Source organism: Streptomyces sp. NPDC004721 (assembly GCF_053601495.1).
The window spans coordinates 46,474-59,569 of record NZ_JBSGBZ010000008.1 but is presented as its reverse complement, the minus strand read 5'-3'; the positions used below and the strand labels follow the sequence as shown (position 1 = coordinate 59,569).

13 protein-coding genes are annotated in these 13,096 nt (G+C 69.7%); 12 read left to right on the top strand and 1 reads right to left on the bottom strand.

Annotated elements, in window-relative coordinates; translation table 11 throughout:
- Window positions 1-114: 114 nt before the first annotated feature.
- The 5 genes from ACWEK3_RS09205 (at window position 115) to ACWEK3_RS09185 (ending at window position 2,456) form a co-directional block, all read left to right on the top strand.
- Window positions 115-630 carry a hypothetical protein gene (locus tag ACWEK3_RS09205; RefSeq protein WP_453249329.1) on the top strand — a complete coding sequence of 172 codons (516 nt, stop codon included), beginning with the start codon at window positions 115-117 and terminating at the stop codon, window positions 628-630.
- A 12-nt stretch (window positions 631-642) separates the two neighbouring features.
- Complete coding sequence (locus tag ACWEK3_RS09200) at window positions 643-975, top strand: DUF732 domain-containing protein (RefSeq protein WP_453249328.1); 333 nt, start codon at window positions 643-645, stop codon at window positions 973-975.
- A gap of 73 nt (window positions 976-1,048) precedes the next feature.
- A complete protein-coding gene (locus ACWEK3_RS09195; RefSeq protein ID WP_453249327.1) occupies window positions 1,049-1,699 on the top strand; it encodes a hypothetical protein in 651 nt (216 codons plus the stop codon).
- A 131-nt stretch (window positions 1,700-1,830) separates the two neighbouring features.
- The gene (locus ACWEK3_RS09190; RefSeq protein WP_384079528.1) at window positions 1,831-2,073 is read left to right on the top strand and encodes a hypothetical protein; all 243 of its coding nucleotides are present in this window, start codon (window positions 1,831-1,833) and stop codon (window positions 2,071-2,073) included.
- A gap of 32 nt (window positions 2,074-2,105) precedes the next feature.
- A complete protein-coding gene (locus ACWEK3_RS09185) occupies window positions 2,106-2,456 on the top strand; it encodes a hypothetical protein (protein WP_453249326.1) in 351 nt (116 codons plus the stop codon).
- A gap of 69 nt (window positions 2,457-2,525) precedes the next feature.
- Here ACWEK3_RS09185 and ACWEK3_RS09180 read toward each other — a convergent pair whose 3' ends face one another.
- Window positions 2,526-3,056: an endonuclease domain-containing protein gene (locus tag ACWEK3_RS09180; protein WP_453249325.1), complete on the bottom strand. Its 531-nt coding sequence runs from the start codon at window positions 3,054-3,056 to the stop codon at window positions 2,526-2,528.
- 31 nt (window positions 3,057-3,087) lie between these two features.
- On the opposite strand from ACWEK3_RS09180, the gene ACWEK3_RS09175 reads away from it, so the two are divergent.
- The 7 genes from ACWEK3_RS09175 (at window position 3,088) to ACWEK3_RS09145 (ending at window position 13,087) form a co-directional block, all read left to right on the top strand.
- On the top strand, window positions 3,088-3,597 hold the full coding sequence (locus tag ACWEK3_RS09175; protein ID WP_453249324.1) for a hypothetical protein: 510 nt from the start codon (window positions 3,088-3,090) through the stop codon (window positions 3,595-3,597).
- A gap of 28 nt (window positions 3,598-3,625) precedes the next feature.
- Window positions 3,626-7,399: a beta strand repeat-containing protein gene (locus ACWEK3_RS09170; protein WP_453249323.1), complete on the top strand. Its 3,774-nt coding sequence runs from the start codon at window positions 3,626-3,628 to the stop codon at window positions 7,397-7,399.
- A 15-nt stretch (window positions 7,400-7,414) separates the two neighbouring features.
- Window positions 7,415-7,726 carry a hypothetical protein gene (locus ACWEK3_RS09165; RefSeq protein WP_453249322.1) on the top strand — a complete coding sequence of 104 codons (312 nt, stop codon included), beginning with the start codon at window positions 7,415-7,417 and terminating at the stop codon, window positions 7,724-7,726.
- Between the two features lie 17 nt (window positions 7,727-7,743).
- Window positions 7,744-8,205 (top strand): hypothetical protein, encoded by a 462-nt coding sequence (locus ACWEK3_RS09160; RefSeq protein ID WP_453249321.1) that lies wholly within the window; start codon window positions 7,744-7,746, stop codon window positions 8,203-8,205.
- Between the two features lie 155 nt (window positions 8,206-8,360).
- Window positions 8,361-8,885 carry a hypothetical protein gene (locus ACWEK3_RS09155; protein ID WP_453249320.1) on the top strand — a complete coding sequence of 175 codons (525 nt, stop codon included), beginning with the start codon at window positions 8,361-8,363 and terminating at the stop codon, window positions 8,883-8,885.
- Between the two features lie 18 nt (window positions 8,886-8,903).
- Window positions 8,904-10,367 carry a phage terminase large subunit gene (gene terL, locus ACWEK3_RS09150; protein ID WP_453249319.1) on the top strand — a complete coding sequence of 488 codons (1,464 nt, stop codon included), beginning with the start codon at window positions 8,904-8,906 and terminating at the stop codon, window positions 10,365-10,367.
- Between the two features lie 5 nt (window positions 10,368-10,372).
- Window positions 10,373-13,087, top strand: coding sequence for a phage minor head protein (locus ACWEK3_RS09145; RefSeq protein WP_453249318.1), 2,715 nt, complete (start codon window positions 10,373-10,375; stop codon window positions 13,085-13,087).
- The last annotated feature ends 9 nt before the right edge of the window (window positions 13,088-13,096 follow it).

The window sequence follows — 13,096 nt, the reverse complement described above, 5'->3', positions numbered from 1 at the left end:
CCGCCCCTGGGCATGTCCCGGGGCGGGCCCTCGACGTACGAGTCTTCCGAACGATCCGTCACAAGTTCGTCACGTCGCTTCCACATAATCGCCTAAGCCGCGACCATCCAGGACGTGACCAAGACCCTCAAAACCATCGCAGGCACCGCGCTACTGCTGGCCGCGCTCACCGCATGCAGCTCACAGCACAGCTCCGCCACCGCCACCGCCACCAAGGCAGCCGCGGCGGCGGACAAGCCCCTCACCGCGAGTAGCGCGTTCACGCAACTCTCGTCGACCGTGTCCTCGGCCAAGCTGTCCGGCACCGTCACCGAGGAGAACGACCCGAACAACCTGCTCGGCCGGCCCAACCAGTACACGTCGAAGATCACCTTCACCGACAGCCGGATCAAGCCGGCCGACGTGGAGGGCACGGATAAGGGCGCTGTCGAACGCGGCGGCGCCATCGAGGTGTTCGCCAGCCCGGAAGACGCTCAGGCGCGCGCCAAGTACATCGAGTCGGTCACGAAGTCGATGCCCACGCTCGCCGAGTACGACTACGTGCACGGCAGCATCCTCGTACGGGTGTCGCACTACCTGACGCCGAAGCAGGCCGCGGAGTACAAGGCCGCCGCCAACGGACTCGGCTGAGAGGCGACCCCCATGAGGCGAACCCTCGCCACCGCCGTCGCTCTGCTGGCCGCCCTGGTACTCGCCGGCTGTTCCGACAGCGGCCCCAGCGAGAAGCAGAAGCAGTACGCAGAGGCCGTCGCCGTCGCGGACCCTGACGACTACGGGGGCATGTCTACCGATGGGCTCGCCGACGCCCTCGGAGACGAAGGCACCCAGTTGTGCGAGCGGTTGAAGAAGGGCTCGTTCGACGACGCGGTGGCGTACGCCAAGCTCGGCTTCTCGACGAAGCAGTCGGAGGCGCTCGTGGCCTCAGCGGCGGTCGTGTACTGCCCGGACCAGAAAACCAAGCTCCCCACGACCTGAGTGATCGGGCGGCGAGTGATCACCGGGTGGGCACACTGGGCACACCACCCTCAGCACACCCGGGAGGCCCGCCATGCCCGAGACCCCCGACCTTGCCGAATACCAGTGGCCGACCTGTGCCCCCTGCGGCCGACAGCTCCGCCACGACGAACTCGGCCGCACAGCCTGCCGCCTCTGCCAAGACCGCACCGACCTCGCACTCCGCCAACTCCGCGGACCGCGCGGGCTCTACGCACAACTCGCCACCGTCCTGGCCCCGGGCTCCGGTCGGGGCGAAGGCCGCATCACTGGCTCTCGCACGGCTCCGCTGCCGCTGCGCCTTGAACCTCTCAGTCTCTCCGCGCGCGGTGGCGTCGTCACCGTGCTGCAGGCGTGGCTCGTCGACTGGCACGAGCAGTTGGGCTGGCGGCATCCCCGCTGGGAGGGCGCCCTCCAGCAGCAGCTCGACCAGGTGGTCAAGGCGCTGCGCGTGAACCTGGAATGGGCCGCCACCGAGCATTCCGCCTTCGGGGACTTCGCCCAGGAAGTCTCCAACCTGGTCCGCCAATGTGAGCGGCAGACCACCGGGGCACGGCCCGAGCGGCCCGTGGCCGTGGCCTGCCCATGCGGCACGGTGCTGCGCGTCACGGTGTCCACGCCGGGCGCTCGCTGCCGAGGCTGCGGCACGCAGTACGCGCGCAGTGAGGTCCTCGAGCTTCCCCTCGCGGTGCGGGCCGCCGCGTAGCCGCTCAACTGCGCTTGCGCTGGTGATCGCCTGTATGTCACAGTGCCCTCGTCGGAACACAAGTGTGTCCGCAGATACTTCCAGCCCCCAGCTTCCGGCCGGGGGCTTTCTGCATGTTCGGGGGTGAGAGCGTGCGCCCGAGCGAGCTGTACGCCGAGGATCTCGTCTTCGAGCATGAGGCCACAGCGGCGACCGGCGTTCCGGGACCGGTGATCCGGCAGTGGGCCCGCCGAGGAAAGATCCAGAAGTTCTCTGGCGAGGGACGGCTGACCGGCAACGGTCACGAGTACAAGACCATGTACGCCCTGCCGGAGGTCCGTGAGAGGGCGAAGACGTACCGGCCTCAGCCGCAGCGCCGCCCGAAAGCCGCGTAGTCCTATGCCGCCTGACGAGCTGGGAGACAGGGATGCCTGAGTCGGTCCAGCCCACGTTCTGCTCGTACCAACCGGTGCCGGGCGAGTTCCTGTCAGCCGCGTGCGTCGAGTGCGGCCACGCCCTGGTCCTGCACATCGGTGTCGAGCACTGCCCGGTGTGCGAAATGGTCCACCTCAACCAGCAGACGCAGGAAGCTGCTGTCACCTTCGAGCAGGTCGCGCGCGGCGAGAAGACCATCAACGACTACCGGGAGGCACGCGGGCTACCGCCGTTCCCGGAACCGGAAGTCGTGGTGCAGGTCGAAGGGACCACGCTCGACGATGCGGCCCTGCGCCGCGCCGTCGAAAAGCAGATGCAGCGTGGCGGTTTCAGCCGCACATAGTCGTCCGTCGCCGGTCGCGTTGAGGGTCGCGGCCGGCGGCGGATCCGAAGAGCACGCTGCGCGCCCTACCTACTCCGGCGCCGGTGTCCGCTCAACGAGGTAGGTTGCGAGCGCCAGAGCGCGTGACGGGTTGTCACGCAGCAAGCCAGCGGCCTGGTTACAGCCCTTGCACAAATAGCCTCGGTATTCGCCGGACGCGTGATCGTGGTCAATGTGCTTGGCGGGCTCTTCGCCGCAACTGTCACAAACACCGTTGTGCTCGACAATGGCCCGGTACTGCGCGTCCGTCAGTTTCGGATACTTGTGCCTGATCCAGGCTTCGCGGCGCCTCTCAGGGTTCTTCTCATTCCAGCGCCGCGAGTATTCGGCGCATTTCTCCTTGTTGGCCTGACGCCATTCCCGGTTCCTAGCAAGGATCCGCGCGCGAACTTCCGGGTCTTGGTATCGCTCCTGCGCTCGCTGCCGGGCTCGCTCCTTGGCGTCAGGCTTGGCAGCGTACGCACGGTTCTCTTCCCGAACCTTCTCGCGGTTTGCTTCCTGCCACTCACGCTTGCGTTTGCGGCGCTGCTCTTTCTGTTCTTCTGTCAATTCTTCAGGCACACATGAATTCTATCGGAGGCACACGTTGAGCGTGCGTGAGATCTATCAGGTAAAGGGCCTCGTTCGCGTTCAGTTGATCGCGTCCGATGGGGCCGTGAAAATCGATCAGACTCAGGCCAATCTCATTACGCAGATTGGCGACCAGTACATTCTCGAAAGGGCGACGGGGATCTCGTCTCCGCCCGCGCAGGCCACTGGTATGCGCCTGGGTACCGGCACGACCGCGACCGCGAAGACTGGTGGGGGCGCGGCTTTGGCCACGTACCTGTCCGGCTCCAACAAGGCGTTCGACGCCACCTTCCCGACGTCGTCCCTGTCGGCGCCGAACCGGGTCATCACCTGGCAGACCACCTGGGGTGCCGGTGTTGCGACCACCGCGTCGAACATCACCGAGGCGGTCATCGTCAACGACACCATCGCGACCGACTCGACCGCGACCGCGGCGAACACCCTGGCTCGTGTGCTGCTGGCCTCGCCCGCGCCCAAGGCGGCCGGGGACACGCTCACGATCACGTGGACGTGGTCGATGTCCGGTACCTGACCGGCCTGGCCGGTGAGGGAGGCGTCTCGTGGCACGGTTGTGGTCCTGCGGGTTTGAACTCCAATCAGCGAGCGCCGGATTCGAGTTCGACACGCCCACCGGGGCGCTGTCCATCTCCACCAGCGTCACGCACGCAGGCAGCGCCGCGTCTCTGCGCTCCAACCCGACCTCGGGCACCGGCTACTTCGAGCACCAAATCGGCACCGGATCCCCCGTCAAACGGACCTTCCACCGGTTCTACGTGCGGATCGCAACTCTGCCGTCCGTAGCCACCACCATCTACACCGTCGGCCAGAACGGGAACTTCCCGTGCCACATCCGGCTGTACCCCACAGGGGTACTGCGCCTGTACGACTCGTACAACACCACCGAGGTCGGCACCTCCAGCAGCGCGCTGACCACCGGCCGTTGGTACCGCGTCGAGATCGACCACACCGATGCCGCGTACACCGTCCTCTCGCCCGTTGTCGCTTACCTCGACGGCGTGAGCTTCTCCGGCACCACGCAGATCAGCGGCATCGGCGGGTTCTCGCGCATCCAAGCTGGGGTGGTCACGGCGGCCACCGCCGACATCTACATCGACGACATCGCGGTCAACGACGCCACCGGGACCGCTCAGACTGATCTCCCTGGCCCGGGTGCGATCGTCCACCTGCACCCCGCGGCCACTGGAGACAGCAACGGGTGGGCCACCGCTGTCGGCGGGACTTCGGGCGCGGCGAACAACTTCACCCGGGTCAGGGAGACGACCCCGGATGACCTGACCTCGTACAACCAAACGGCCACCGCGAACGTCACAGACGACTTCAAGGTCGGCGCATCGTTGGCGGCGGGCGTCCCGGCCGGGTCCACGATCAGCCTGGTGCAGGTCGGCATGCGCGCCGGCTCGACCGCGACAACGTCCGGGCCGACGGCGACGTTGCGGATCAAGGGGCAGGCGTCCGGCACGGTCTCCTCGTCGGCGGCCGTGGCGATCAACACGAACGGGTTCGCCACCAACGGGGCAGCCGCCCCGCGCGTGTACCCGCTGACCGCATACACCAACCCGCAGAGCGGCGCCGCCTGGACCACCACCGCCCTGGACACGGCGCAGATCGGGTACAGCTCGGGGACCGGGACGACGACCCGCCGTGTCTCCACCCTGTGGGCGCTCGTCGACTACGTGCCCAGCGACGGCGGCGGCACGGACCCCCCGACCGCCTACACGACCGTCACCGGGCCCGCCGCCGGCGGTACCACTGCGACTACCAGCCAGACGTCCCACACGGTCACGGTCCCGGGTGCGGTCGCTGGGGAGACGATCGTTCTCCTCGTGGCCTCCGGCAACGCCGCCGTCTCCAGCGTGGCGTCGTCACCTGCGATGACGTGGACGCAGGACGCCTCCCAGGTCTGGTACTCGTACCTGTACGCGTACTCGGCGCCGGTCACCGCGTCCGGCACGGTCACGATCACCGTGACCACCAGCGCGGCGTCGAACGCCACCTCGCAGGCGTACCGGATCAGCGGGATCACCGGCCGGGATAAGACGGCCACCGGGAACGGCAGCAGCGGCACCCCGTCCCTGACGACCGCGGCCACCGCGCAGGCCAACGAAGTCGTATTCGGCGCGTTCTCCGTGTTCGCTGGCACCGGCACCGACACGCTCACCCCTAGCCCCGGCTACACCGGCGCCTCGTCGAACAACACTCCCACCACCGGCCAGACGGTTACGCTCAACACGCTCTGGCAGGCGATCGGCACCATCGGGGCGCAGACGCCGTCTGGAACGCTGGACTACTCCACGACGTGGGACGGCCTGGCGGTCACCTATCGGACCAGCACCCCGCCGCCGCCTGTGGCGCGGCCGGCTGACACCGGCACGCTGACGGATGCGGCCACCGCGACCCGCGGTTCGACCGGGGAGTCACGTACTGCAACCCCGGCCGACAGCACTGCTCTGGCAGACGCAGCGGCAGCCACCCGGCAACTCCCGCGCGGGACAGCCGACGGAGCGGCCCTCGGCGACACAGCGGCAGCCGTCCGGCAGCTGGCGCGAGGCCCGGCGGACACCGCGCTCCTCGGCGACCAGGCGGCAGGCACCCGCGCCTCGGTACGGGGCGCCGCCGACTCCGGCTCGCTGACCGACGCTGCCACGCGGGCGGCCGGCATGGGCCGCGCCTCGGCCGACGCCAGCACGCTGGCCGACGCCGCTACTGTCGCAGCGTCACGGACCCGTGGGCCGGCCGACAGCGGAGCCCTGGGCGACACGACCGCGGCCGCCCGGGCCAAGCCGGCCGGGGACGGTACAAGCCTGGCCGACCAGGCCACCCCGGTAAGAGGTCGGAGCCAGGCGCCGGGCGACACCGCCACGATCAAGGACGCGGCGGCGGCTCGCCGCAGCACAGGCGCGGCAGACACAGCGCTCCTGGGCGACACGGCTACGGCAGTCGCGACTCGCGCCGTCATCGCCGGTGACAAGGCCACGCTGGCTGATACGACCGCCCCCACATCGGCCCGGACCCGGGCGGCCGCCGACAGCGTCCTGCTGGGCGACACGGCGACGGCCAGCCGCTATTCGGCCCGCAGGGAGCAGCCCGGCGACCCAGCCGACCTCGACGACACCTCGGCCACCACCGCTGGTCGGGCCCGTACCGGCGCCGACACCGCTGCTCTGGCGGATACGGTCGCCTCCTCCCGGGCCAGTTCCTCGGTCGACACCGCTGCTCTGACCGATAGGACGGTCACAGCACAGGCCCGGGCGGCGGGAGTTGCCGACGGCGTCAGCCTCGCGGACACTGCGGCGGCCAAGAGCAGCCGAGCCCGTCCGGTCGCCGATGCCACGGCCGCCACGGACGACGCGGCAACCAGCCAGTCCAGCAAGGAAACCTTCCACACCCAGGACCGCGCCTCGCTGGCGGACCTCCCGGCCGTCACGGCCGGCCGAGCCCGGACGGCGGCGGACGCCACGACCGCGACGGATACCGCCGCCGCCCGCCGTGGCCTGCCCGGCACTGACGACGCGAGTCTGGCCGACCACGTCGGCACTGTGTACGGCCACGTCGCCACACCGGCCGATACAACCAGTCTCGGCGACACCGTGACGACGGCGCAGACCCGCACCGGGGCACTCGCCGACCCGGTCCTCCTCCAGGACACCGGGACCGCGACCCGCAGCGCTGTCCGACCTCCGGGCGACACCGGCACACTCGCCGATGGGGCCGCCGACGTATCCCAGCGGGCACGCACACCCGGCGACGGCAGCAGCCTGGCCGACCACGCCAGCACCGCGCGGAGCACCCGCCCGGCCGATACCTGCCAGCTCGCCGACACCGCGTTCGTGACCGCCGCCCGCGGCCAGGATGCGGCCGACGTCCTGGGCCTCGTCGACGCGGCGACCGCCGTCTACCAGCGGACGGTCACGATCGGCGATCGGGCCGCACTGGCAGACGAGGGATCGCGCACCCTCACCGCCATCCGTACGACGGCTGACGTCCTCGAGGCCGGGGACCAAACGACGGCGGTACCGGTGCAGGGGGTCTCGGACCTCACGCACCTGGCCAGCTCGGTCAGCGTGCTCGCCGATCGTGACCGGCGCTTCTCAAGCAAGGCCCTCCTGTTCGACAGGGCGGTGGTCCACCGGCGCGGCCCGCTGGACATCGTGCTCACGGTGACGCCGCTCCCGGCCCGCTGGGACACGGCACTCCTGCCATCCAGGTGGGACCTGCCGCTCCTGTGGTCGGAGCGGGAGGCATCGCTCCTACCGTCCGGGTGGGGCACGCCTGAGCTGCTGTCGGGCTGGGAGACACAACTGCTGGACAGCTGAGGAGAGGGGGCTGTTGTGCAGTCCATCTCGGTGCTGTCGACGGAGTACGTGCGAGTCGGGGTACGGGCCACTGTCAACGGCGGCCCGTACAACCCCACGCCCGGTGCGGTGCAGTTCGCGTTTACCCGAGGCAACGCGGCCCCCGTGACGTGGGTCGACGGTGAGTGGGACGAGGCCCCTCTGCCCGGCACCACGACCTACGTCGCCCGCTGTCTCATCGGCCCGGACACGGTCGCCCTGACTCCGGGCACCTACAACGTCTGGATCAAGATCACCGCCGATCTGGAGACCCCGGTACGCAAGACCGGGCAACTCCAGATCACCTGACACATTGGAGGATCGGCGTGGACGCCCTCAACCCGCCACCTGTACCCGACGCGCCCGGCCCGGCGCCCGCCCCCGAGCCGGCCCCCGCACCCGCCGGCCCCGTGTGTACCGCATGCGGCGCCACAGCGGTCGTGCAGTGGCAACGCCGCCCCACCGACGAGGAGACCGCCGCCGCGATCACAGCCGAGCAGTCCCGCCGCGACTACGCCCGACAGATCGCCGACCCGCAGGCACCGGAACCCGACTTCGGACCGCTGCCCACCGGCGACGACATGACCATCGCCGTCTACGCCTGCGGCCAGCACGCCATCAGCCTGGACGCCGCCGCCCAAGTGCACGCCAGCTCGTGCACGGCTCCCAACGACGCGGACCTCCCCGGCTGCGACTGCACCCCTGAGCCGCCCCCGCAGCCCGAACCAGCAGTGGAACCGGCACCCGCCCCAACGCTGCCTGCGCATTGGCTGCCCGGACGCGAGTGATGGGCCAGCGCGGACGCGGGTGGGAACGGGAACTCCCCGACGGGTTTGAGGAGTTCCTGGCGGACGGACGGCGTCGCTGCTGGGGCCGAACGAAGAAGTCCGGCGGCAAGGCTCAGTGCCCCAACGGGGCCATGAAGGGCCAAAAGGTGTGCCGCATGCACGGCGGCAAGGCACCGCAGAACCTGGCAGCGGCCGAACGCCGCCTGACCGAAGAGAAGGCCCGTGCTCTGGTGGAGACCTACGGCCGGAAGATCGAGACGACCGCAACCGAGGCGCTCCTGGAAGAGGTCCAGTGGACCGCGGGGCACGTGGCGTGGCTGCGCGAGCGCGTACAGGAGATCGAGGGCGCTGCCGCCTCGGCCGGAACGGACCGCGAGCACCCGCTCGTGTGGGGCATCACGCGGGAGAAGTCGGGCGGCGAGGACTTCGGCACGACCGAAGAGGCCGCCCCGAACGTGTGGCTGAAGCTCTACCAGCAGGAACGCGCCCACCTGGTGAAGGTGTGCGCTGAGGCGATCAAGGCTGGCATCGAGGAGCGGCGGATCAAGCTCGCCGAGCAGCAGGGCGCGCTCGTGGCCCAGGCGATCCGCGCGATCCTCGCCGACCTGGACCTGACCAGCGAGCAGCAGGCCCGCGTCCCCGAGATCGTGCCCCGCCACCTGCGCGCTCTCGCCTCCTGACCGCGAGGGGCGGTGAACGTGACCGCCACCCTCGACTGGGCCGAGTTCGCCGCCAGAGAGTTCGAGCCCGCGACCGGGCACCAGCGGTGGGCCACTCCCGGCGAGCTGGCCCGGCACATGGACCCGAACACCGTCCAAACCGCGGCCCTCGACCTCCTCGACGCGAACCTCGTCGACGTCGCCGAGGGCCGCTGCCGACGGCTGATGTGGTCGATGCCCCCGCAGGAGGGAAAGAGCGAACGCACGTCGCGCCGCTTCCCTCTGTGGCTCCTCATCCAGAATCCGGACCTGCGGATCGGCATCGTCTCGTACGAGAAGGGCGTAGCCCGCCGCTGGGGACGCGCCATCCGAAACGACATCAAGTCCCACCCCGAGCTCGGCCTCACCGTCCGCGACGACACAGCGGCGGCTCACGAGTGGCAGTTGGAAGGCCACCTCGGCGGCGTGTACTCCGTAGGCATCGGGGGCGCGCTGACGAGTCGCCCGGTCGATGTGCTGCTGATCGATGACCCGCTGAAGGGTCGCAAGGAAGCGGACAGCGAGGCTTACCGCAAGGCGTGCAAGGACTTTTACACCGACACGGCACGGACCCGCCTCGGGCCGCACGCCATGCAGATCATCATCCAAACCCGCTGGCACGAGGACGACCTGACCGGCTGGCTCCTGGCAGGACCGTCCGGCCACGAGTGGCGGTACATCAACATCCCTGCTCAAGCCGAGAGCGACGATGACCCGCTGGGCCGGGAGCCGGGGCAGTACCTGGTCTCCGCGCGTGGCCGTTCGACCGAGGACTGGGAGGCGACGAAGCGGGACGTCGGCTCCCGCACCTGGGCCGCGCTGTACCAGGGGCGGCCAGCACCGGCCGAGGGCAGCCTGTTCAAGCGGTCGAACTGGCGTTGGTACCAGGCGCCGCGGGCGGTGCGCCGCGACGACGGCACGATGTGGGTGCACGGCGCGGACGAGCTGATCCAGTCCTGGGACATGGCCTTCAAGGAGACACGCAAGTCGGACTTCGTAGTCGGCCAGGTGTGGGCCCGATTCGGCGCCGATGTGTACCTCCTCGACCAGGTCCGGGACCGGTTGGACTTCCCGGCCACACAGCAGGCAGTAAAGGCGCTGTCAGCCAAGTGGCCCCAGACCCACGCCAAGCTGGTCGAGGACAAGGCCAACGGCCCGGCGATCATCGCGCAGTTGCGGTCCGTGGTCCCTGGGCTGATCCCGATCAACCCGAAGGACTCGAAGTACGCGCGCGCCTCCTCCGTAGCGCCGTTCCAGGAGTCCGGGAACGTCTACCTCCCGGACCCCTCGCTCGCGCCATGGATCGACGACTACGTCGTCGAGCACACCAGCTTCCCGAACGCTAGCAACGACGACCAAGTCGACTGCACCAGCCAGGCCCTGGACCGGCTGCTCGGCAGCCACACCGGTGTCGAGCAGGCCATGGACTGGCTACGTCAGTTCCGCGGCCCGGACGAGCCATAGACCCGATGGGAGGTGCCGTGGCCCGCTGGAACCCGCTGCGCCGATTCTTCCGCCCGGACAACAATGCGACCGAGCCGGACGCCACCAAGGCGGTCGCCCCGGCGACGTTCACGCCGGCGCAGGTCGGCACGCTGGTCGCTGCGACCGCGCAGGCCGCGAGGACGGACGGCACGTTCCAGCCGCTGCCCCGGACGGAACCGCAGGTGCCGTTCGGGCCGGGCGTGCCTCTCGCGCCGGCCGCGATCGACCCGCTGCGCCCGGACGGCCGTACCGAGCCCCGCTTCAACGAGTACCCGGTCACCAGCAACTTGCCGGGTGTCGGGGACCGGCTGGTGCCGTGGAAGGTGCTGCGGGATGCCGCGGACGCGGGTGGTCTGCCCCGGCGCTGCATCGAGATCCGCAAGGCCGAGGTCACGACCTTGGATTGGGCGATCACCATCACCAAGGAGGCTGTGGAGGCCGCCCAGGCCGCCTCTCCTCAGCCCAGGGCGGAAGTCGAGCAGAAGCTACGGCAGTCCCTCAGCAGCGAGATGGTGCGCTGCACGCGGTTCTGGCAGAAGCCGGACCCGGGCCAGGACGAGAACTTCGCCGAGTGGGTCGGCAAGGTGCTCGAGGAGCACTTCGTCCTCGACGCGATCGCGATCTACCCGCGGCGCACCTACGGCGGCGACCTGTACGCCCTCGAAGTCCTCGACGGGTCCACGATCAAGCCGCTGCGGGACCATCGCGGCGGACGGCCCCTCCCGCCGAACCCCGCCTACCAGCAGATTTTGTGGGGTTTCCCTCGCGGCGAGTTCGTCGCCGACGTCAACGAGTCCGGTGAGGTGCTCGGCGGCTACCAGTCCGATCAACTGGTGTACAAGCGGCGGAACGTCCGCGCGCACACCCCGTACGGCTACAGCGCGGTCGAGCAGGCGCTGGAAGACGTCGATGTGTGGCTGCGCCGCCGCCGGTGGATCAGGGACGAATACACGGAGGGCACGGTCCCCGCCGGTTTCGTAAAAAACAACGGGCAAACGGCTTGGACTCCGCCACAGCTCGCCGAGTACGAGACCGCGCTGAACGACATGTACTCGGGCTCGACGTCGGCCCGGCACCGGCTGCGCGTGCTGCCGCCGGGCTTCGACATCGAAACCCCGGCAGACTTCGGCGAGAAGTACAAGCCCGAGTACGACCTGTTCCTGATCAAGCTGCTCGCCGCGCACTTCGACACCACCATCGCCGAGCTCGGGTTCACCGAGACCGGCGGGCTCGGCTCGACCGGCTGGCACGAAGGCCAGGCCGACGTGCAGCACCGCAAAGCGACGCTGCCGACCTTGCGGTGGCTGCAGCAGCTCCTCACGTCGATCTCCCGCACTCACCTGGGGATGCCGGAAGAACTCGAATTCCGCTTCCTGGGCCTGGAGGAAGAGGACGAGGCCGCAGCAGACGAGGTCGCACGTCAGCGGGTCATCTGGGGCCGCACGACGATCAACGAAGACCGCGACAGGATGGGTCTGCCACGGTTCGACTTCCCCGAAGCCGACAAGCCGATGGTCATGACGACCCGCGGCATCATCCTGCTGGAAGGGGCCGCGGAGCGGAGCGTGCCCGGCGCCATCCTGAGCGTGCCAACTGAGACCGTGAAACCGCAGGCTGGCGGGTCCGAGGAAGAGGATGAGGACGACGCGGCGGCCGACGGTGAGGACGCGACGGACAGCGGTGAGGAGGAGCGGGCCAGCGCCGTGAAGGCGGAACTGGCCGCGTTCGGCCGATGGGCACGCCGCAACCCCAACCCGGGGCGCCAGTTCGAGTTCACGGTCGTCACCAAGGCCGACGCCCCGGACCTCGCCTTCGACTCGCGGATCCTGTTCGCTTCGGAGGCTGATGCGAGCCCAACAGCCCTGGCGGCCGCCGTCCGTGACTGGCCTGGCTGGGAAGCGGACGCCCGCGCGGCCGCTTACTGGGTGCCGCGTATCCGGAAGACGATGCGGAGCGCCGTGGACACGCGGCGCCTGGCCGAGAAGTGGATCGCCGAGCGCGCCATCACGGTGAAGGCCGACGAGCCCGATCTCGGCGACGTCGAGTCCGCCGGCGGCGACGAGGCTGTGTTCCGGACAGACCATGACGCGGTCGGCTGGCTCACCGCGCACGGTGTCGACCTCGTCACCGCGATCGTGTTCATCAACGACCTTCACGCCGAGGGCTATGTCATCGGCGAGCGGTCGGCCACCGCCGTGCTCGCCGGGCAAGCCACGGTCGACTGGTCCACATGGAAACCGGGCCACGCGGACGCGGCGCGGCTCGTTGCCCCGACCGGTGCCGCGAACGGCCTGGAGACTCTCCTGGACGACGCGGGGATCACGATCCGGTCGGTGGCGGCCAACCGCATGGACAAGCTCGCCGGCGCCCTGTCGGACGCGCTTGCGGCTGGAGACAGCGCAGACGCGCTGGCCGGGACCCTGCGGGGCATCCTCGACGATCCGGCCTGGGCCGAGCGCGTAGCGGTCACGGAAATCTCCCGCGCGGTGTCGGCGGCCACGCTCAACACCTACCGCCTCAACGGGATCCGGCAGGTGTCATGGATCACGGCACCGGATCAGCGGACCTGCGCGATCTGCATCAACAACGAGTCGGCCGGCGCCATCCCGGTCGGCGCGAGCTTCCCCAGCGGCGCCCCGTACCCGCCGCAGCACCCGTCCTGCCGCTGCGCTCTCCTTCCTGAGACCAGCAGCCTCTGACCGATCGAA

Excerpts from the sequence above, each read along its gene's own strand:
- ACWEK3_RS09200 (WP_453249328.1), top strand. The coding sequence starts at position 643 with ATGAGGCGAACCCTCGCCACCGCCGTCGCTCTGCTGGCCGCCCTGGTA.
- ACWEK3_RS09195 (WP_453249327.1), top strand. The coding sequence starts at position 1,049 with ATGCCCGAGACCCCCGACCTTGCCGAATACCAGTGGCCGACCTGTGCC.
- ACWEK3_RS09185 (WP_453249326.1), top strand. The coding sequence starts at position 2,106 with ATGCCTGAGTCGGTCCAGCCCACGTTCTGCTCGTACCAACCGGTGCCG.
- ACWEK3_RS09155 (WP_453249320.1), top strand. The coding sequence starts at position 8,361 with ATGCACGGCGGCAAGGCACCGCAGAACCTGGCAGCGGCCGAACGCCGC.
- ACWEK3_RS09145 (WP_453249318.1), top strand. The coding sequence starts at position 10,373 with ATGGGAGGTGCCGTGGCCCGCTGGAACCCGCTGCGCCGATTCTTCCGC.